The following is a 20,843-nucleotide window of genomic DNA, read 5'->3' on the forward strand; positions in this document are numbered from 1 at the left end:
TCCTTGGTTTGTAGTTGAATATTATGTTTAGTTTTCAGCGATAAGTCGCCCCAACTCTAGCTTGTAAACCTTGTCGGCCACATCGCTTAAAGTGGGATCATGGGAAATCAAAATCACGCTGTAGCGGCTAAACAAGCCACTGAATTCTTCTTTAAAAGATTGTCTGGAAAAATCATCTAACATCGAAGTGGGCTCATCGAGTAGCAATATTTTAGGCTCTAACAATAAGGCTCGGGCAAGAGAAATACGTTGTTTTTGGCCACCGGATAACAATACGCCGCCTTCTCCTACCTGAGTATTGTAACCGTGAGGCAAGTGCTGGATAAACCGGTCCGCCCCTGAGGCTTTACAAGCTTCGCGCATTTTTTCGCTACTTGGATTAACGACACCATAAGTAATGTTGTCAGCAATGGTGCCATTACATAACAGTACATCTTGTGATACCAAGCCGATAGCGCTACGTACCGAAGAATTGCTGGCTTGTGCGATGTCTATACCATCCAGCAAAATTCTGCCTGATGTAGGCTCGTTAAAACGCATTAATAAATGCAATAAGGTGGTTTTGCCCCCGCCGTTTTCGCCGTACAACAATAGGGTTTGTTTATCGGGTAAGTGAAAATTCACTTCTTTTAGTACTTCAGCTCGATTGCGATATGAAAACGAGACATTTTCAAAACGAACATCGCCTGATTGGATCTTGGCATCGATTTTGTGGCTGTGATTAGGTTCGGACTCTAAATGATAAAACTTAAGTAAACGTTCTGAGGCACCAATCACTTGCTGAGTTTGGCCATATAAACTGGCTAATGATCCTAATGGCCGAGTAAATACCAAGCCGTACAACATTAAACTGACCATATCCGGAATACTGATCGAGCCATTTTGAAAGCGTATAAAACTTGCTACTACCACAACTAAAATGCCAGTCGAGGCTAAAAACTGCACCAAAGGCGACAATAAAGCCTGTAATTTAAGTTGCTGGCTACGTAATTCGAGTAACTCGCTGGTTTTACGTTTAAAACGAATAGACTCCGAGGATTCTTTGTTAAACGCTTTAATTAGGGAAATAGCGCCGATGTTTTCGCTGGCAAGTGCTAACGAATCTGCCTGAGTTTGCACCAACGCTCGTGAAATAGGTTGCATGCCGCGGCTGACTATCTTGAGTACGATAAAAATCAGCGGCACAAATATGCAGATTAATATCGCGATACTTGGCTCAATGTTAAACATCAAAATCGATGCGCCCACTAAAACCAGTACATTAGGAACTAAATTGGTTAATACGCTAGAGGCAAAAAAGCTGATAACGGCCAAATCATTGCTCAGCATGGAGAGCACGTCGCCTCGTTTGTTTTCTTTAAAATATTGCATGGGCAGTACTTGGATGTGATCGTACAAACGGCTGCTAAGCTCTGCCATTAAACGTGCACCAATGAGACTGACATTATAAGTTGATAAAAAACGGAGTAGTGCGTGTACGCCGAATAAGGCAAACCAAAGTAGCAATATCAAGGTGTGGTTGTTAGAGATGCCATGATTTTCGGCAATAAAATAGGCTGAATATTTACCTGCAAAAAATGGCACACTCAGACTCACAGCGGTTTCGCACAACATCAAAAACACGACAAAAATAAAGGCTAACTGATGCTCTTTAAATACCTTTAGGCCGTACTCTACTCTCAGACTATTTAACATGCTCGGTCTATCAATCCATTTAACGGCGGTCAGGTATTGGTCAAGGTTTAAAGGTTATCACGCACTTTTTGCAAACAGCCAGTTTTATTAAAAATTTAATTACCTAACACTACCGTGGCTTGCATTGGCTTTAAATTCTTTGCTAGTTGCTAGTTGCTAGTTTCTAGTTTCTAGTTTCTAGTTTCTAGTTTCTAGTTTCTAGTTTCTAGTTTCTAGTTTCTAGTTTCTAGTTTCTGCTCTTATCTGCTTTTCAGGAAAATGTGTATTCAGCCAGGTGTAGGTTAAAATTGCGTAGAGCAAATCAACGTGTAATGGGTAACTCCTATCATTCACTACCCGCTCAAATTCGGCGAGTAATATATCGCGATCAACCAGCTCTAATTCAGTCAATGTATCGTGTTGAAAAAGTTGGCGAATTTCATCGGCATTTTCGCGCACCAAATTGCCAAAGTGTTGATCAAAGGTAATTTTTTTAATATTCCAACATACACTTTCGGGCAAATGGGTCGTCATGCTCTGGCGTAACAACCATTTAGGATAAGCACCTTGGATTAACTGTTTGGCTGGCACAGCAAAGGTAAACTCCGCCAATGCCGTATTAAAAAAGGGATGTCTTACCGCAACATCAAAATTTTGACTTAATTGCTGGTAAGATTTCATTGCATTATAAGTTGCGGTGGTTTTTAGACTTTGATAACGATTGAATCCCATTGGATCAATCTTTTGATTAAACGGATTAACAATTTGGGTTTCTTCAAGTGCTAAAGCTTTGGCTTTTACACTTAACCACGATGGCAAAGCGGTGGTCATATCGGATGCGGGTTTTGCACCTAGTATGCGCAATAACATATCGGGTAAAAAGGGCTTCACAAATAAATTAGTCAGCGTTTTTTTACGTGACATGCCTAACAATTTACTCGCCTGCAATACCTCTTTAATAACGCTAAAGTCACCCTCTCGCAAACGTTGGGTGTAGGCCACACTATGGCCCCAACACATTTCATCACCACCATTGCCAGATAACAAAACATCAGCACCGGCAGCCTTAACCGCAGCAAGTTCATGTTTATAGCGAGGTGACAATACTGTGCCTGGGCTTTCTAATGCAGTGGGATAAAGGTCTAAAAAATTTCTGTCGTCTGCACCATCAACGGTGAGTTGCAAACTGTCTTCTATTTTTAAGAATTCGAGCATGTGTTTGATCAACAGTGATTCATCACAACGTTCAGCTTGAGAATATAAGTGGGACAAGGGCAGCACCCGTTTGCCATGCGATTGCAATAAGTTGTTAGCCAGTGAGGTAATGCTGGTTGAATCTAAACCCCCACTCATTTGTGAAGCAACAATAGGTTTATCTGTGTTGCAGGCTGTGTTAACACTATCAGTTAATAACGCGCGAAATTGCTCAGCATAATCTGCTGGATTGGTATAAATGATTTTGTTACTTGGTTCGATATCCCAAAACTTATGTTGAGTAAGCCTAAGAGCACTATCTATCTCAAGGCGATATCCACTGTCTAATACATGGATTTCATTAAACAGCGAAATCGCAGGGTTAGGAAATCCGCCTAACCAACTGGCAAGCCCTTGTTCGGATAAGGTAAGTGGCTTATCTGCAATTAAAGACAAAAACCGCAGATCCGTTGAAAGTAATACGCCACCTTGTGTATGCATCCAATACAAGGCTGTTGCATTTAGAGGATCTTTACCTACGTGTAGTTGCCGCTTTTGCTGATCCCAAGCAAAATAAACTGCACTCCCATTGAGACCACGAATAAAGTTACCACCCTGTTTCGTCAACCTTTGCACCAATGTGGTGGCACTTTGCACCTTGCTTAGTCCCTTATGGTCCGTTAGTGATCCTAAGGGTTGTGGATTGCTCAAATTGGTGTGGCATAACATGCAATCGCCATCTTCAGATGCATAAAAATTGCTTGTATTTGAATTGCTTACATTTGATCTATCACCAATAAAAAACGATCCCATTGTTAACTCTGGGTTTTTAGTTGCAAAAATTTCAGATACAATTCCTGCGTTATTGTTATCAATACGCTCCGTTAACCACTGTTGGCTATGAGTTTGGTTTGATGACAGGGATGTTATATAGGCAAACAAATGCTTCATTTGATTATAAATTGAGTATTTGACGGTTATGAATAGCATGCATCAATGCACTGCAAAAATTAACCTAAAATTGCAATTTTCCTGTCGATTTTGTAAAAATACAAAATGCTTTTGTGCAGTTTTCGTCAGTATTTTTTACATTTTTCATTCGACAAAGTAAAAAAGAGCATATATTTGACCGTTAACATTAAGTTAACAATTGTATCTATTTGAAATATAAGGATATATATTAGTTGGAATAATAATTGCTTTAATGAATTTAGTTGTATAACGCCAAGTGATTAAGCGGTGTTGCAGGGATAATAAGCAGTTAGCCGTTACCGCATACCAGAGTCAACTTTTTTGATAGGGGATAGATATGAAAAAACTTTTAGGATTAGGCTTAGCTGTCGCAATGTTTGCTAGCCAGGCGCAAGCTGCATTTATTTGGGATGTAACTGGTGCTGACATGGCTGGTATTGAAGTCACCGCAACTTATAGCGATCAAACACCAAGTCAAACCCTTACATGGGAAGATTTAGGTGGTGATGCTGGTGGCGTTAGTGGTGTTGATTGGTCGTTGATGGTTGATGGCGATACTATGATGAATGATGGAAGTTCTTTGGTTGGTGCTTGGATATTATCTAACAGTAATCAAGCTCTTGTATCACTATTCATCAATTTAGGCTCCGCTTTTGTATTCGATACGCTAGAAGGTTTTGGTCCTAATAATGGCTCAGGTCCTGGTCGTGACTTCATTGCATTTCCGGCTATAGGATGGTCATTTTCAGGCCAATTTCAAGATGAATTGTATACAGGCTTAACGCTAAATGACATCGGCTTTGGTCAAACCATGTTTACAATGGATACTGACGCGGTGGTTCCAGCTCCAGCAGCTTTATCTTTAATGGGTTTAGCATTATTAGGTTTAGCAGTACGTTCACGTCGTAAACAAGCTTAAGGAGATAATTATGAATACATTGGAAAATAACATGTCTGAAAAGCTTGCATATACAAAGCCTGAATTAACTAAAGTAGGCAGTTTAGCTGAGTTAACTCAAGGTTTCGCTGGTAGCATACCAGACGAACAAGGTGGCAATACCAAACGTAACCCATTCCAAGGTTAATCGTTAGTCATTTTAAAACCCGCTTAGGCGGGTTTTTTTATATCTGTAAAAATAACTGACAGGCTATGTATATATATTTTAGTTATTAAAATTGTTCATTTTAGCGAGTGCTAATTGAACACCTATGAACACTCTGCATCGAATCTTGCTGTTATTTAACAACCTACTGCTATCCGCTGCTTTTACTCACCAATATACCTGACAGCCATGTCCAAGATACGAGTAGATGAAAGCTCAGCAAACTAATGCCAATAGTTGCCACGCAGCTCACCACAAATTTAATAAGCATGTGCCAGTCTTGATCCAGTAGTAAAAAACCGATAAAAAATAACAGGGGTAAATGCACGATATACACCCAGTAGCTTACCTTTGAGATGTAAGCCATAACAGCATGGTTACTGTTTAAAAACCGTTTGGCGTAAAGTACAGCACAAATCGTTAGTAACACGGAGACAGCAGATTCAAGCAAAGTAAGGCCTAATTTTAATAAACCTGTGGGCTGGTTGTCAGGCAATAAACTAGCGGGTAATAAATAGTAACAGAGTGCGTAACACAGCAAACCGGTTAGCAGGTAGTAGGCTAATTGATTTTCAAACTGTTCGATTAGTTTTGGCTTGGTAAAATAGCCAAAACCTAAAGCAAAAAACAATCCATAAAACCACAGCGCCCAAAGCGCAGGGAAGATCCACTCTGGCGCAGGGAAGGGTACTGGCACCACGTATAGCGCTGGCATAATGGCTAATATCAATAATGTTAATAAGTGTTTGGGCTTAAGAGTTACAAACCAATTTGCAAATTTTGCTCCCACTAAAATATGGCAAATATAGGTAAGTAAATATAAAAATAATAAGTGGTATAAAAACCATAAGTGCATGGTGCTTAATGGCATTGTGGGTGTTTCAGGCATGGTCATCAGTGTTTTGACAAAAGCTAAAAAGGGCGACGGGTTTTGCACTTGTTCTAAGCCAAATTCTATTATGTAGCCCATGGCGATACTCAGTAGAGGGAGAAATAATACCAGGGGTAAAGCAATGCGTAACAAGCGGTTTTTAAAAAACGCTTTGCCGCCTTGTTTGTGCAATAATAAGGCACAAAAAAAGCCGGCCATCACAAAAAACACTGGCATTCTAAACAGGTGGCTGCCCCACGCGAAGACATCAAAAAACCAATGATTTTGTTGATCGGCGCTGGGCCACATCGAATGTAACATTGGGCTATAGGCTAAAGCTGCATGGAAAAATACACCAGTTAACATGGCTAAGGCGCGTAAATTGTCCATATAAAACAGACGCACTGATCCCTGACCAATATTCATAGTCAAAACTCCTGTGGTGGTTTGTTAATGCTTTATAAAAAGTTGGTTTTACGTTGTTGCAGATAGGCGGTTAATACTAGGATAACGCAAGTAAAACCAAGTTCTGCGGCTAAAATAGTCAGTGAGGTACTATTCCAGCTGGCGGTGGCGGCCTTAAAGGTTTGATTAATTTCTGGCATCCGCATTATGCCAATAATAAAAGCATTGATAAGTAAGTTTGTTACGATCATGACAGCAATGGTAAAACCCTCAGAGTAAGTCAAAAGTGCTGTGGCAAGATAACAACAATAGGCCGCTAAAATATAGACACTGACTAACACGACCAAGGGTATGACACCATTGTAAATGGGGGTACTGATGATAACCGCCAACATACCTAGTACCAAGATCAACCAAGGCACTATATATAAGACTAAGTTCGACAATAACTTAGCCAAAGCATAGTGCTGGGGACTGATTGGTAAACTCAAAATAAAGGGCATGGTTTGGTCTTTTTTTTCATTTACTATGGATTCGACAGCAGAGCGAGCGCCTATCACGATCAATAAAGTGATCATTAAAATGGCCCCTACATTAAAAGTGATTTCGGTGGCCATGCCCATGATGCCAATGGTTACAATACCTGCGGCCATGTAACCTGCGATGCCTTTTTTCATCAATTCCCAATCTTTAATAATCAGGCGTTTTATCATGTTGGTATTTTTAAATAAGGTTGTCATAAAGTGCACTCCTAGCGACTGCGTTTTATATTGGCGACAAAAATCTCTTCGAGGGACATACGGTGCTGTTCTAACACACTAAAACCGGCTTGTTGGAGTTGCGCAACGTAATGTGGTGAATACTGAGCAGTCACAATTTCTGCTATCTGGCCATTACGTTTAATGCTGACTGCACCAAGTACAGACTCACTCGACGTATTGTTTATTTGGCATCTAAAACGTGCCCAACTTTCTAAGTAACTTTCTTTATCTTGTAGGGCTAATAATTTTCCTCTGTCTAAAAAGGCAATTTGGTCCGAGAGTTTTTCGATGTCATGGGTATTGTGGGATGAAAACAATACACTGCGCTCGTCGTCGAGTAGGATATCAGCCAGCTCACAAATCACTTCTTCGCGGGCGACGGGATCAAGACCGGTTGTAGGTTCGTCCAATATTAGTAACTTAGGACGGCGAGCCAGAACTAACAGCAAACAGGCTTTAACTCGTTGACCGTGGGAAATACCTTTGATTTGTTGATCGGCAATTAAATCAAAACGTTTTAACAGATCGGCGGCATAGGCGGAGTCAAATTTAGGATAAATACTTTTGATAAAATCCATGTGCCATTGCAAGGTTTGACTTTTATATAAACGCATATCGTCTGAGGCAAAACCAATATCGTATTTGGCTTGGACTTGATGCTCAGGCAAGTTGTAGCCTAATGCTTTAACTTGCCCACTATCGGCTTTAACCAAACCCATCAGGATGCGGATAGTGGTCGATTTGCCAGCCCCGTTGACGCCAACCAAACCCATTACCTGACCTTGAGGTAAGGAGAGGTTAAGCCCTTCCATCTTAAAATGTGGGTAGCGAATCGATACATCGTTCATTTCAAATGCATAGTTTTGCATTATTGTTCTCCAGCTTTCACGCCCGATTTAAGCGAGGTTTGCATAAGCAGTTGTTGTGCTACACAGTCGATAATTTGTTCATCACTTAACTGTAATTGTTTGCCAAGGTTAATGGTGTCAGCCAGTTGTTGCTCAAACTCTTGCCGTCTAAGCTGCTGATTTAAATCGGTATTAGCTGATACATAAGAGCCTTTACCTGCCTGAGTGACGATGACGCCAGCACGCTCCAATTCCAAATAAGCACGTTTAACCGTAATAACACTGACTTGAGTACTGGCGGCTAACTCACGAATAGAAGGTAATGGCATATCAGCAGGCCAATCGCCAATCAGCACCTTGCTGGTGATCTGTTCGACAATTTGCAAATACATGGGTTTTTTATCTGTGTTGGATAAAAACAGTCCAAATGTCATTAAGTTTCCCGGTTCCGTGCACTACTGTGTATATACAATATACTCAGTATATACACAGATATGCACAGTGCAAGAAAAAGATTAAATTTTAAGCGGATGAAAGCAGAGAAAGCAGAGAAAGCAGAATAATCAGAATAATCAGAATAATCAGACAAAGCAGTAAGAGCAGTAAATAGAGGCTAGTGAATAGTTGATAACAACGGCAAAAGAAAAGGCAAAAGCTTCGGCGCTGAAGGCCCTCTTACGAGGGCAATCAGTTATTTTTAGCTTGGTTTAGCCTCTAAAACCAAAGAGTTTATTATTGATAATTTCTTCAACGACGGGTTGTGGCAGGCTCTTTTCCCATTCACCACGGCCACTGGCTATTTGTTTAAGTACTTCCCGTGAATAGATTTTAAATAAATTTACGTCGCTACTTTCTATGCCAGCTAAGAAACCATTTTCCAATAAGTGGCGATATAAGAAGCGCAAATGATCTTGGACTTTAACCGCGGTAAAATCGCTTATCTCGCCATTGTCAGTCAGTTCTGGATAAATAAATAAGCGGGTATTGTCAGGGAATAATTTACCAAAACCTTCAAGAATGCCACCTTCGACGCCACGATAGCTATCTTCATCAAAAATTTGTTTAATATTGACCATGCCCACCACAATACCTATTTGCATTTTGGTGTATTGGCGGAAGTAAGCACGCAACGAAAAGTAACGGGTATAGTCCGATACCATAACGTTGTAACCCAGTAAGTTGAGTAATCGTACCCTCTGAATAATATCTCCTTCTGGCACTTTGGCATCGTGGCCTTTGGCATCATTCAGTGATATTTCAGCGATTGCCACAGTGTTTTTGGCGTTGACATCGACTTGGGTAAAAAAGGATTTTTTACCTTGCTCAATCATATCGACATTTAAATTTGTTACTGGGCGAAATGAACCACGTATCGTTAATACGTTCTTTTTATAAAGAATTTCGGCAGGAACCACAACACTGCCATCTGGACGAAACATGATCGCTCGCGTTTTCCAACTTCTGATCAAATGCAAATTAATGGCGCGATTATCTAAATCTTCAAAATAGGGCCCTTTAAAATCAATTGAATCAATTTCAATGCGACCTGGTTTCATTTGATCCGTGAGTGAATCGATGATCATTTTTGGATTTTCGAAATAATAATAGGCGGCATAGATCAAGTTAACACCGAGTACCCCTAAAGCATGTTGCTGTGCTTCGGCGTTGTCATCGAGCATGCGTACATGGATAGTAATATCGGAAGGCTCCGCACCAGGATACATTTGTATACGCACACCACACCAAGCATGGCATTCGTTGTCTTGGTTAAAACGCTTGGCCGCCACCGTAGCCGCATAAGAAAAATAACGCGATGATTTTGAACGAATGTCGCCAACACGCTCAACCACTAAGTCAAACTCTTGCTCCATCATGGCGTTAACTCGTGCTTTACTGACGTAACGGCCATCTTCTTGTACACCATAAATCGCATCTGAAAACTTCATGTCATAGGCTGACATGGTTTTAGCTATGGTGCCGGCGGCAGCGCCGGCAATAAAAAACTGTCTGGCAACTTCTTGTCCTGCACCAATCTCAACTATCGTACCGTATTTTTTTTCATCTAAATTCAAGCGTAAGGCTTTTTGCGTAGTAGTACGCGAGCTGACATTTTTGTCCATGTTGACTCCAGGTGCGAAAGTAGTGGCGTTAAGGTGGTTATTGTAGCCTTTTTTTTAGGGTTCAATAAATCTAAATGTTGTCACTTTATTTACTAATTTGTTGAATATGAAAGATAAAAGTAGCAATGCCAAGCGAGTTACAAGCCACTACACTTACAAAAACCACTTCCACACAATAAATAAAATTAAAAAGCCAAATAAATAAACCAGTCCCATATAACTGAGAATTTTTAAGGCGACACCGCCTTGCACTTCTTCTTGCATCTGAGTGTTGTAGACCAGTTTATGGTTTAACCAAGCGAACATGGGAGTGGTGATAAACGCTAAGGTCATGGCAAACCCTAACATAGCTAACAGTGCTGAGTTAAAAAACAGCACTATGCTAAAACTGGCTATGGCGACAAACAGTAACCAGCGCACAAATTGGCGGTTATCGGCTTTGTCTTGGCCTTTTAATATTGAAAACCCTTCAGCTAGTGCACGTGAATAACCGTCATATACGGTGATGCAAGAACCAAAAATGCATAAAAACGCAATCAGTGCGATTAAATAACGTGACCATTCACCTATGGTACTGGCATATAAGTTAACCAGTTGATGTGAAAAGCCTACTCCGCTAGTGGCCATTTCTTGTTCGCTGCCATGCAGCACTAATGCGCCTAAGGCTAAAAACACGATGGCTAAAAGCAAGGTGATTATATATCCCAAGTTAAAATCAAATAGCGCGGAGCGCGGAGTCACTTGTTGATCACTGCATTGCTGTTTTAACCATAACGAGGTGATCAGTGATATTTCGATGGGAGCCGGCATCCAACCCATAGTCACAACTAAAAATCCTATGGTGGCTAAAGTCCAAGGTGAGGGTGAGATAAAATCGTTAGGAGCCACCGGGCCTTGATACCAAGCCATGGCCGCCGCGCTTAAAGTCGCAATCACAAGGGTGAACATGATCAGTTTGGCGACTTTATTTAACGCGGCAAAATGACCAGCAATCAATATGACTAAACTAGCGATTAAGACAATGGCGGACAACCACGTTAGCGGCAGGCTGAGAGGTAAAAAGTAACCCAACAAACTGGCCGAAAACAGCAATAAGGCCGCTGAGTTAACCACTGCAGCGATAATATTTAAGCCAAAACTCGTGAGTAAATAGCCTTTGCCCATCTGGTAATAACCTTGTTGTAAGGTTTGTTTGGTGCTGATGGTGTAACTGACTCCCGCACGAAAAAAGGGATATTTGAAGACATTAACCAACAAAATCAATATGGCCAGTTGCCAGCCAAATTTAGCACCGGCCTGAGTCGATGCCACTAAATGACTGCCCCCAATCGCAGCCGTTGCCATTAAAATTCCCGGGCCCAATAGGCGGATAATGTTACGTAAGGATTGTGATGTTTCAGTAGTTACTGGATTAGTAGTTGGCTCCACGACTGGGTTCCTGTAGTTGATATTCCTTTTATCCTTGAAACTGCACGTTTGTTGGCTTCACTCATTCGCCATGATGTGTAAATTACTTTGCACTTAGAGAACTAAGCTCATGGTGTCTTATTCATTTGCGGCCGACGTGCAATTCCAATGATAAGGCGTATTAGAATGTGGTAAACCATGAGTGTAAACCAAAGTCGCTATGCGCAGCTAGATAGCTATTTTAATTTCCTTATAAATCAAAAAATTAAATGATTTTAGGAGATTTGTTTAAACAAGCTCTTGCAATGTTACTGTGTGACACCTAGTATATTGCTGTGCGGTATACAGTATGTGACGCACAGTATGGGAGTTTATCACTATGACAACAGCACAATTAGACAAAATGCGTTTGGAATTACGCCGCGGGGTATTGGTATTAGCGGTGCTTGCCTCGCTTAAACAGCCTCATTACGGCTATTCGTTGCGTAAACAATTGCAAGATGGCGGCATTGATATTGACGAAGGGACTTTGTATCCCCTGATCAGGCGTTTAGCTGATCAAGAGTTGCTCGACAGCGAATGGCGTCAGGCAGAAGGGCGGGAGCGCCGTTATTACCAGCTATCTGAGCTGGGCACTAGCTTACTCGGTCAGTTAACTGACGAATGGCAACATCTTAATACTTCGCTGGCTTCGTTGTTGGCGACTAAGACACAGGAGACACCATAATGGAACTCGTTAAACGTTATATCGCGGCAGTGCAACGTGAACTGCCACAAGCTAAACAGCAGGAAATTGGTCGTGAACTCAAGGCCAACATCATGGATCAAATAGACGCATTGACCGAACAAAAAGGTCAATTGAATGAAGATGATATCTCAACTCTGTTAGTAAACATGGGGCATCCTCGCCAAGTTGCATGGCAATTTGTACCGCCACAACCTTTGATCCAAACGAGTTCAATGCCACTGTATAAAAACACCTTGTTTATGGTGCTAGGCATTTTGTTTTTATTACAAACAGTTGAAACTACAACGGCATGGCTCAGTAGTTTCGATATGGGACTTATTGGTTTTTTACATGGTTTGGCAAGTGGTTTTATTGAAAGTGCCTGTTTTGGTTTTACCGCTATCACCTTGGCTTTTGTTTTTACGGGGTCCACTAGACTCGATGAACAAGCAAGTCGCTGTAATAATTGGCAACCAAAAGACTTACCTAAAGCCGAGCCAGGTTGGCAATATATTGATATGAGCGATATTTTTACTGATTTAGCGACTTACTTATTTTTGTTGTTGGTGATCTGGTATCCACTGTGGTTTATCGCAGAGTCGCAGGCAGCAAGCAGCTCGTTGTTAAGTGACAATGCCCGCCTGATTTTACAGTGGGCCAGCCCAGTGATTGTGCTGGGATTGGTCAACAGTTTATGGCAACTCAGGGTTAGGATTTGGAGCAAGGCTTTATTGATCGCCAATATTTTGCTGAATCTGACAGCAATGCTGATTGTATTGTATCTGGCTAACAGTTCACCTTTGTTAGGTGTAACACCAGAGCAGTGGCAGGGAGTATTTAGTCATGCACAAGTGGAACATAGCGCGATGGTATCGTTATTTATTATCGCCTTGTTTCCTGCTTGGGAAGTACTGAGGGATAGTTTACGTCTTAGAAAACTTTGAAAAACTAAGCCAGTCCGTGGTGGACTGGCTTTACTTTATTTATTCAAATTGGATACGCGTCACATAATAGGGCGCGCTTTTTTCTGCCTGAGTCTGAAACCAGATACCATCGATTTGACTGCCATTGGCACCCAAGTCACTCAATAGGACTTCTGCCACGGCCCAGCTTTTCATTTTTGGTTGGATCAGATAGTTTGAGTCTAAAGGTTTGCCATCAACAATGAGTTTGATCGCAAGAGTTTGCCCACCTTCTAGCCCACCATTAATAAAAAAAGTGAGTTTGCTGAAACCTTCGATAGAAAATGGCTCATGGTGCAGAGCTAAAGCTGACCAGGGTTCACCTTCTACTTTAATAGGTTTAGCGCTACCCGCCGGATGAGACATGCTTATTTTGCCCCAACTCCAGTTAACCCAGCCATTTTTAAGTTCATCATCGTAGACTACAAAAGGGCTGTTTTCTTGGGCACTGACAGCGGGTGATAAAACACCACAGACAAGCAAAGTGAAGACAAGCTTTTTGAATATTTTTGTGAACATTTTGTATCTTAATTGTTGATTGTTTTTAAATATGATTGTGTATTTTATATTTAATTTCAACAGTTAAGTTGGCCTAGAGTTTGACTTAAGCAGCAAGAATTATACGTGGTTTTTTGCTAACTCTAGAGTGAGCCCTACATACAAGCTGGTAGATATTGCTGTTAACTTGGCAAGCAGCAAGTGGCCTACTTACCTAATTATGCCGACGCATTAGAACAATTAGGCTGATTTGGCGTCGCAGAGTCACTGATACTCAGTGTTTTAGTCCTCGCCACTGAAGACAGTAATGTACTGGATACTCAAGAGTAAGTTCAACAAGATCGCCAGCAATAAGGTGTACAACTGTGTCAAAAGCATTAACTTATTGTGGTTTTCACACTAGCTCAAAACTGGATTTTATCGCCTACTAAGCTTATTCTTTTTGTATAAAAATCAAGCGGTTTACTTATGATCTATCAGTTTGCATCCATTAGTCTGAACAGCGAAAGTATGTGCTTGCATATTAACGGTCAGCTTATTGAGGCGGAAGATCGTTTGGTTAGTCTACTAATTGAACTTGTAGAGCATTATCCACAACACTGCGACAAAGATTTTATTCTCGAAAAACTGTGGCCGGAGACTGTGGTATCTGATTGGTCAGTCTCCAAGTTAGTGTCTGATACCCGTCATTTGTTTAAAAAACATGGTTATGAACATGAAATTATTCAAACTGTGCGTGGCAGGGGCTATCGTCTTAATGCTGAATTGGGTGAGCAAATAACAGTAAGTGAACAAACAGATTTACCGCAGCCGCTATCGGTTTTACCGACACAGCCTAAAAGTAATTCTGGTCTGCTGCTAATTGCGGTGGCCTTAGTCATGGTGTTGGCGGGAGTTTGGTTATGGTCAGATTCAAGTCAGCAAGGCTTGGTGGTGAGTGAGCCAGCTAACTCGGTTGGACGATTGTTGTGGGTTGATGATAATCCCGACAATAATACCGTCGAAAGGCAATATCTTGAGCAGCATAATGTCACGGTTTATCAAGTGCGTTCCACTGAAGAAGCCTTGATCAGTCTGGAGCTTTATGAATATAAGGCTGTGATCTCTGATATGGGCAGAGACGGCGAAGTATTGGCAGGTTTGAACTTGCTCAAAACCATGCGCGCTAAACACAATGCCACCCCGTTTTTTTTATACACCATAGTATTAACCGATGCCCAACATGAGCTCATGGAGCAATACCATGGTCAGGGAGTGGCGGTAAATCCTGAACAACTTTATCAACTTATTTTGCCTTTATATCCTCATCAATGAGGTTAATTTATGCTAAACCATTGAAATAAAAGACTTTCAAAATCTTTCAAAAAACTTTCAAGATCGGCGCACTCCTTTTGTTTATACCTAAATCACAACCTGTCTAAAAACCGTTTGTTATTTAGGGAAATCAACATGAACGTTAATACACCTGCTGGTATATCAAGAACTTATTATTCAATTTTACGCCCTCTGTTATTGGTTTTTATTATCTTTTGCCTAAATGCCTGTGGTGGCAGTAATAATGATGGTGATGGAGGAGGGGGAACTCCCACTAATCAAGCTCCGACGGCCAATGCAGGCGTCGATCAAACAGTAAATGAACAAAGCAGCGTCACCTTAACTGCCAGTGGTAGTAGTGATAGTGATGGCAGTATTGCTAGCTATGTTTGGAGTCAAACCTCAGGTGAGGCTGTTACGCTAAGTAATGCAGCCGTTGCTAGCCCGACTTTTACCAGCCCCACTTTAATCGCTGCAGCCACTTTGACCTTCCAATTAGCGGTGACAGATAACGATGGGGCAACGGCCAGTGATTCTGTGAGTATCAGTGTACAACCAGTAAATGCCCCTCCAATCGCCAGCGCAGGCAACGAACAAACCATTGATGAGCAAACAACAGTAACACTGAGTGCTGCTGCCAGTAGCGATAATGATGGCAACATTGCCAGTTATATGTGGATGCAAACCGCAGGCACGGCTGTAACTCTGAGTGATGCGGCCACGGTCAGCCCGAGTTTTACTGCACCAGATATTGATGCAGTGACTACCCTGAGTTTTGATGTGACAGTGACGGATAACGAAGGAGGCACGGCTAGCGCAACGGTGAATATATTTGTTAATCCGCTCGCTGATAATTTTGTGCCTCTGTCCCAATTAGAACCCGCGATGTTGCTCAATGAGCTGTATTTTGAATATGCAGATATGCTTGGGCAAAAAGTCTGGGTGCTGGGCTATTACGGTAATGAACTAGACAATGCGGATGGTAAGGGCTACCTGGTGGATAACATGCTTATTCTTAGCTCCAACGAGGCCTTACCTCATCATTCTTTTGCCCGTATTGATGGCACCTTACCGCCAGCAGACTGGCAAGGTAATTTGATCTTAGCTTATGGTGAAATTAAGGATTACAGCACGGTCACTGGTTTTCCTGCCATCCAACCCACACCCTTAATCAGTGTAGAAAAATACGAGCTGGTGAGTGAGTTTGTGCAAAATAATGATGTCAACGCCAATCTGTTAACGCCTGATATAGCACCAGAAAATGCCGCAGAGGCTGATAGCCCCCAGTCACATACTTTCGATTATCAAGCTAATTACGCGGCCAAATCATTTAGCTCGCTTGCGGCAAAAGCGCCTGGAGTTCAGGCACAGGCATGTGATCGCGCAGTGATTATCAGTGGTGGTGTGGATGAAAGTAATAACCACGATCGTTACAGACAAAATACTTATGCCAATTTTAATAAGTTGCGGCAGTTGGGTTTTAGTGAAAATCAGATCGAAGTGTTTTACAACAATGGTACTGCCATTGATGGTGGTGCTGGTGTGACGATCGTGGATAAAAGCGCCAGCAAAGCCGAAATACTGGCACATTTTGCCAAGCTGGCAGAAGAGATGCCGGGCAGTTGTACTTTGACTATTTTTATCGGTGACCATGGTACCGGTTTTAATCCGGCAAAAAGTTATGCAGGAGCACGACCAGCCTTAAGTGGAGATGAAGCGAGCAATGGTTTATCCCATGATGAAAGCACTTTTAAGTTTGATGCGAGAGCAAAAACCTACCGTACCTCAGCTTCATTTGTTTATCGAGGTGCGCAATGGTTTGTGGCAAAAGAGGAGGAGGGTAAATTAAATGTGTACAAACGTGTAGGTGAAAATTGGCAATTAAAAGGCAGTGACACTGATAACGACGGTATCATTAGTGAAACTGAACTGGGTGGCGAAGATATAAACGGTGATGGTGATACGTTGGATGCAGATTACGGATTGTCTGTTAGTAGACTAGGACAGCGACTTACAGGTAGAAACTACCGAGCAAACGAGTGGGATAGCGACCATGACGGCACTATGGATATACGTGTTCGCTGGGATGGTGAGCGTTTTGTGGTGGAAAGACTGGATAATAATCAATGGAAAGAAATGGGAAGGGATACTAATAGTGACTATGTAATTGACTCAAATGATGGCGGTGTAGATTGGGATCTCGATGGCGACAAAGCCGATCAGGTTGCCTTTCATGAAGGCATTAATCTGTGGGGCAGTGAGGTTCTGTGGGATGACGAATTTGCCAACATATTGCAACCACTAGCCGCAAAAGGCGTGCATATTATGATGCAGATGGTGTCTTGTTATAGTGGTGGTTTTGTACCTAATCTTAAGGATATGGTCGAAAATATTTATGTTGGTTCTGCTGAAGACACCGTCAACTATAGTCGTCGTAATGATGACGGTGGCGTTACTATGTTTGACTCTCAGGCATTTTTCGACAACCTGCACGGTATCGACACAGATAGCTGGAACTTTGCTGCTAATGCAAGTACTGAAGTGGATGACGCCAAAGCCGAAGCATTTAATCAGATTAAGAATATTTATATTCATGAGCAAACTCAACGCTATTCTACCGGAACTTTGTTTGATCCGATTGCAGATAATGAATATGAAATTTTCTTAGATTTACCCGATGATTTGGTTGGCCAAATTTATGATTTCGAATTTATTTTGGGGCTGCAAAATCCGCGCTGGAGTGATGTGAGTTTTCCACTTGGTTTGCCTGCTGGTTTACAGGTTGAAGACGCACCAGGGGGGATACGAGTGTTCAGCGACGATCCCATTGAGGATGAAATTAATTTCAGGATCTTAGTTGATGGCGCCGTGTTGGATGAGCAGGTTCGGATCGAATTTACTGACGTCAATCACCAACGATTGGGTTATACCATGGGCGAAGAAGGGGATTTTGAGCGGGCACCCCAACAAATTAGTTTTGTAGGTACGCCAAAAACCTGTGTAAACCACACTGATCACGGGCAAAGCTCACCGAGTATAATGGAGTGGTTATGGGCCGCTAATAAACTCGACAATTCACCTTTTACAGATATTGAACTGACTCTGGAAATTACTACCCCAGCGGGAGTGATAACGCAAACTGTGCAACTGAATCTGGCTGGGGAACTGTATATTTTGCTGCAAATTTTTAGCTTTGGAAATTATCAAATGGAAGTGGTAGGAGCCAGGTTAGTACCAACTAATGAGATATTGCAGTTGGTGGGTGATGTTTTATTCTTTCCCTTTACGGTCACTGCCACAGAAACCAATAAAGGCCAGTGTACACCTTGAAATATTACGATTAAGCTCAGACCGCTACTCAGCGGTCTGATTGTTAATGTTTACCTGATAATGTTGTATCCAAGCCTGACCAGTACCACTCATCACTTCATTGCCTAGCTGGATGTCAGCAATATACAGCTTGGGATCGATAAACTGTTGCTCAACGCTGTAACCTAATAGTCCGGCAACATCAATAGTGGCAGTCAGTGTTGGTTCAAGGGCGCGAAAGGCTAAATACGTCCAGTGATTGTCGTTTACGCCGGACGTGTCGTGCCAGTTTTTATTCAGCCACACTTCCCAGTTTATGCCATTGCTGCGTAGTTCTCCCACCTTCTCGCCGGCTGGATTAGGGTAAAACCCTTTTGTGGCATAAGTCCAAATCATCATCTCTACCGCAATAGTGGATTTATCTATCTTGGTTTGAATAGTCGGTGAAGTAGTAAGCCATAATGTTGAAGCCACATTGAGCGCACTATCGCTTTTAAGCTCAAGCGCATAATCAATGTTCAGTGATTCAAGGGTTTTGATTGAGATAGGATAATTCGACTTGTTGCTAGTGTGGTCGAGCCAAGGACTGTTGCCCAAGGTAATTTGTGGTTGGGCGTAAACCTGCGTGCCATTTGCAGGCCATTGCCAGTACCAACCATATTGAGTCTGTTTTCCATGGATAGAGTCTTCAACACTGCGGCTAGCCACACATTGCGTCCACTTATAATCACCTGCCGAATGGGCATTCCACACATTATTTTGTAAGTCGCCAATAGGCGTCGTTACGCTGGCAAAATGATCGCAGCTAAGTGGAGTGATAGTTTTATCTTGTTCAATCAGCGCCAGTTTTTGCCCATTGTTTTGGCTAGGGTTGCAGGCCAGCAATAGCGCACATAGAGTCAGTAATAATAGGTATTTTGACTGGCTAATCATGGCTTAAGGCTTTTTAGTCAGCAGTGCCATATTGTCCAGCCAACGGCCTAAATCGTTAAACCAATCAAACTGATTACGCATGCCAAAACCATGACCACCGCTGGGTACGATCAATAATTGGGCTGGCACTTTATGTTGATGTAAGGCTTGATAATAAACCAGTGAGTTTTCTACCGGCACTGATTGATCATCACCTGCGTGCAGCAAAAATGCTGGGGGAGTGCGACTGTTAACTTGTAGTTCATTGGAAAAATACCTGAGTTGCGCTGGGTCTAATCCTGGGCCAATCAAATTATCCCGCGAACCCTGATGGGTGATCTGTGGCATAAAACTAATCACTGGATAAATCAAAATTTGAAAGTCTGGGCGTAGATTGTATTGTGCTAATTCGTCATTAACGGCATGGTCAAAATGCACCGCCGCCGATGCCGCTAAATGCCCACCCGCCGAAAAACCCATAATGCCGATTTTGTTAGGATCAAGTTGCCACTTTTGGCTGTTACTACGCACTAGGCGTATTGCTTGCTGGGCATCCTGTAAAGGCCCCGTACTTTTATCTGTCATGCTCTGACTAAGAGGCATACGGTATTTAAGTACGAAGGCCGTTACCCCAAGTTGATTCAAACGCTCGGCAACCTGATAACCTTCTTTGACGATAGATACACCCGAATAACCCCCACCGGGTAAAATAATTACGGCGGTGCCATTGGCGATGGTCGGATCAGGAAAATAGGCGGTAATACTAGGATGAGTGATATCCATGATAAAAGTATCGGGGTGATTAACATCGCGGATATTTTCTAAATCTGTGGTCTGAATTGCACCGGGAATAGCGCCTTGATATAACGAGATGACTTCCACTGTGCTATTCCTCTGAACTGAAGTTGTTTGTCGAAGCGCCTGAGATACACAGCCCGTGGTCATAAACATAAGTAATAAAACACATAAAATTCTAGCTGGCATCTATTTTTATTCCTGTCCATATCATTATGGTTTGGGACTGTAACATAAGCTTAGTTTTGCTGGCTCTTGTTTAGTTATGGAAAATAATAGCTATATGGTTTTTAATAATCGCCATGTTGAATTTCGCGCAAGCTCAGGTGATTTCTATGTTTAAAGTGGCTAGAACCCAACACGTCTTAGCAGTTAATGATTTTAATGACGCTATAAAATTTTTTACCGACAAACTCGGTTTCACTTTAGAACATATCATCGACGGCTGGGCCTTTTTACACTTAGATACTTTTTTTCTGATGGTGGGTGATTGCAGGGGCGAAGTGCCAGCCAAAGATACTCATAATCACTCGCTGTTTGCCTACATAAACTGTACAGGAATCGATGAGTTGTATATTCAATATCAACAACGTGGTGTGCAATTTAAGCAAAAAATTGCCGATAAACCTTGGGGTTTGAGAGAATTTGAAGTCGAAACCCCCGAAGGGCACAGAATGTTATTTGGGCAGGCAATTGATGGATAAGATTTATTTGAAATCCTTAACGTTTAGCCATGCAACCTTAGATTCACTGGTTATCACGGGTTGGTGTTAAATGATGTTTAAAAAATAATGGATAGTATGTACTCTCGGATTTTTGGTAAAACGGATGTGTGGGATGAATTAGCAGCAGGTAGCACAGCATCGGCAGCGTTATTTGATCCTTATAACGCGAAAGTGATGGGCTTTAAAAATGAATCAGCGGTTAGTTATCCGGCGAACTGGATGGCGAAAAAACAAGGATAGTTAAAT

Annotated in this window: 19 protein-coding genes; 8 read left to right on the forward strand and 11 right to left on the reverse strand. The window is 41.9% G+C overall.

The window, feature by feature from the left end; translation table 11 throughout:
• Window positions 1–27: 27 nt before the first annotated feature.
• Both AX660_RS18520 and AX660_RS18525 read right to left on the reverse strand, forming a co-directional pair.
• Window positions 28–1,695, reverse strand: coding sequence for an ABC transporter ATP-binding protein (locus AX660_RS18520; protein ID WP_068380323.1), 1,668 nt, complete (start codon window positions 1,693–1,695; stop codon window positions 28–30).
• A gap of 219 nt (window positions 1,696–1,914) precedes the next feature.
• Window positions 1,915–3,819, reverse strand: coding sequence for an asparagine synthase-related protein (locus AX660_RS18525; protein ID WP_157884354.1), 1,905 nt, complete (start codon window positions 3,817–3,819; stop codon window positions 1,915–1,917).
• Window positions 3,820–4,177: 358 nt separating this feature from the next.
• Between AX660_RS18525 and AX660_RS18530 the strand changes: the two genes are divergently transcribed.
• Together AX660_RS18530 and AX660_RS23055 are read left to right on the forward strand one after the other, a co-directional pair.
• A complete protein-coding gene (locus AX660_RS18530) occupies window positions 4,178–4,759 on the forward strand; it encodes a PEP-CTERM sorting domain-containing protein (RefSeq protein WP_068380329.1) in 582 nt (193 codons plus the stop codon).
• A 10-nt stretch (window positions 4,760–4,769) separates the two neighbouring features.
• Window positions 4,770–4,925, forward strand: coding sequence for a lasso RiPP family leader peptide-containing protein (locus AX660_RS23055; RefSeq protein WP_106404112.1), 156 nt, complete (start codon window positions 4,770–4,772; stop codon window positions 4,923–4,925).
• A 169-nt stretch (window positions 4,926–5,094) separates the two neighbouring features.
• Here the strand turns inward: AX660_RS23055 and AX660_RS18535 are convergent, their stop codons facing one another.
• The 6 genes from AX660_RS18535 to AX660_RS18560 form a co-directional block, all read right to left on the reverse strand.
• Entirely contained in the window at window positions 5,095–6,240 is a 1,146-nt protein-coding gene (locus AX660_RS18535; RefSeq protein WP_068380332.1) for an acyltransferase family protein, read from the reverse strand.
• Between the two features lie 32 nt (window positions 6,241–6,272).
• Window positions 6,273–6,959 (reverse strand): ABC transporter permease, encoded by a 687-nt coding sequence (locus AX660_RS18540; RefSeq protein ID WP_068380335.1) that lies wholly within the window; start codon window positions 6,957–6,959, stop codon window positions 6,273–6,275.
• Between the two features lie 11 nt (window positions 6,960–6,970).
• Window positions 6,971–7,849 (reverse strand): ABC transporter ATP-binding protein, encoded by an 879-nt coding sequence (locus AX660_RS18545; RefSeq protein WP_068380338.1) that lies wholly within the window; start codon window positions 7,847–7,849, stop codon window positions 6,971–6,973.
• Entirely contained in the window at window positions 7,849–8,262 is a 414-nt protein-coding gene (locus AX660_RS18550; protein WP_082769005.1) for a GntR family transcriptional regulator, read from the reverse strand. The genes AX660_RS18545 and AX660_RS18550 overlap by 1 nt, the downstream gene beginning before the upstream one ends.
• 273 nt (window positions 8,263–8,535) lie before the next feature.
• Window positions 8,536–9,948: a nicotinate-nucleotide adenylyltransferase gene (locus tag AX660_RS18555; protein ID WP_068380340.1), complete on the reverse strand. Its 1,413-nt coding sequence runs from the start codon at window positions 9,946–9,948 to the stop codon at window positions 8,536–8,538.
• Window positions 9,949–10,101: 153 nt separating this feature from the next.
• Window positions 10,102–11,292: an NRAMP family divalent metal transporter gene (locus AX660_RS18560; protein WP_235594794.1), complete on the reverse strand. Its 1,191-nt coding sequence runs from the start codon at window positions 11,290–11,292 to the stop codon at window positions 10,102–10,104.
• A 442-nt stretch (window positions 11,293–11,734) separates the two neighbouring features.
• Between AX660_RS18560 and AX660_RS18565 the strand changes: the two genes are divergently transcribed.
• Together AX660_RS18565 and AX660_RS18570 are read left to right on the forward strand one after the other, a co-directional pair.
• Window positions 11,735–12,082, forward strand: a complete 348-nt coding sequence (locus tag AX660_RS18565; protein WP_068380344.1) for a PadR family transcriptional regulator — start codon at window positions 11,735–11,737, stop codon at window positions 12,080–12,082.
• Window positions 12,082–13,026: a hypothetical protein gene (locus tag AX660_RS18570; RefSeq protein ID WP_068380347.1), complete on the forward strand. Its 945-nt coding sequence runs from the start codon at window positions 12,082–12,084 to the stop codon at window positions 13,024–13,026. Before AX660_RS18565 ends, AX660_RS18570 begins: the two co-directional genes overlap by 1 nt.
• 39 nt (window positions 13,027–13,065) lie before the next feature.
• Here the strand turns inward: AX660_RS18570 and AX660_RS18575 are convergent, their stop codons facing one another.
• Window positions 13,066–13,563 (reverse strand): hypothetical protein, encoded by a 498-nt coding sequence (locus tag AX660_RS18575; RefSeq protein WP_068380350.1) that lies wholly within the window; start codon window positions 13,561–13,563, stop codon window positions 13,066–13,068.
• 447 nt (window positions 13,564–14,010) lie between these two features.
• Between AX660_RS18575 and AX660_RS18580 the strand changes: the two genes are divergently transcribed.
• Both AX660_RS18580 and AX660_RS18585 read left to right on the forward strand, forming a co-directional pair.
• Complete coding sequence (locus AX660_RS18580; protein ID WP_068380352.1) at window positions 14,011–14,856, forward strand: winged helix-turn-helix domain-containing protein; 846 nt, start codon at window positions 14,011–14,013, stop codon at window positions 14,854–14,856.
• A 135-nt stretch (window positions 14,857–14,991) separates the two neighbouring features.
• The gene (locus AX660_RS18585; RefSeq protein WP_068380354.1) at window positions 14,992–18,186 is read left to right on the forward strand and encodes a PKD domain-containing protein; all 3,195 of its coding nucleotides are present in this window, start codon (window positions 14,992–14,994) and stop codon (window positions 18,184–18,186) included.
• Window positions 18,187–18,210: 24 nt separating this feature from the next.
• Here AX660_RS18585 and AX660_RS18590 read toward each other — a convergent pair whose 3' ends face one another.
• Both AX660_RS18590 and AX660_RS18595 read right to left on the reverse strand, forming a co-directional pair.
• The gene (locus AX660_RS18590) at window positions 18,211–19,098 is read right to left on the reverse strand and encodes a GH12 family glycosyl hydrolase domain-containing protein (RefSeq protein ID WP_082769006.1); all 888 of its coding nucleotides are present in this window, start codon (window positions 19,096–19,098) and stop codon (window positions 18,211–18,213) included.
• Window positions 19,099–19,101: 3 nt separating this feature from the next.
• Window positions 19,102–20,061 (reverse strand): alpha/beta hydrolase, encoded by a 960-nt coding sequence (locus tag AX660_RS18595; protein WP_235594788.1) that lies wholly within the window; start codon window positions 20,059–20,061, stop codon window positions 19,102–19,104.
• Window positions 20,062–20,174: 113 nt separating this feature from the next.
• On the opposite strand from AX660_RS18595, the gene AX660_RS18600 reads away from it, so the two are divergent.
• Window positions 20,175–20,576 carry a VOC family protein gene (locus AX660_RS18600; protein ID WP_201027475.1) on the forward strand — a complete coding sequence of 134 codons (402 nt, stop codon included), beginning with the start codon at window positions 20,175–20,177 and terminating at the stop codon, window positions 20,574–20,576.
• A gap of 96 nt (window positions 20,577–20,672) precedes the next feature.
• Window positions 20,673–20,837: a hypothetical protein gene (locus AX660_RS23235; RefSeq protein ID WP_157884355.1), complete on the forward strand. Its 165-nt coding sequence runs from the start codon at window positions 20,673–20,675 to the stop codon at window positions 20,835–20,837.
• Window positions 20,838–20,843: the final 6 nt, after the last annotated feature.

The sequence above is a fragment of the Paraglaciecola hydrolytica genome (assembly GCF_001565895.1).
GTDB lineage: Bacteria > Pseudomonadota > Gammaproteobacteria > Enterobacterales > Alteromonadaceae > Paraglaciecola > Paraglaciecola hydrolytica.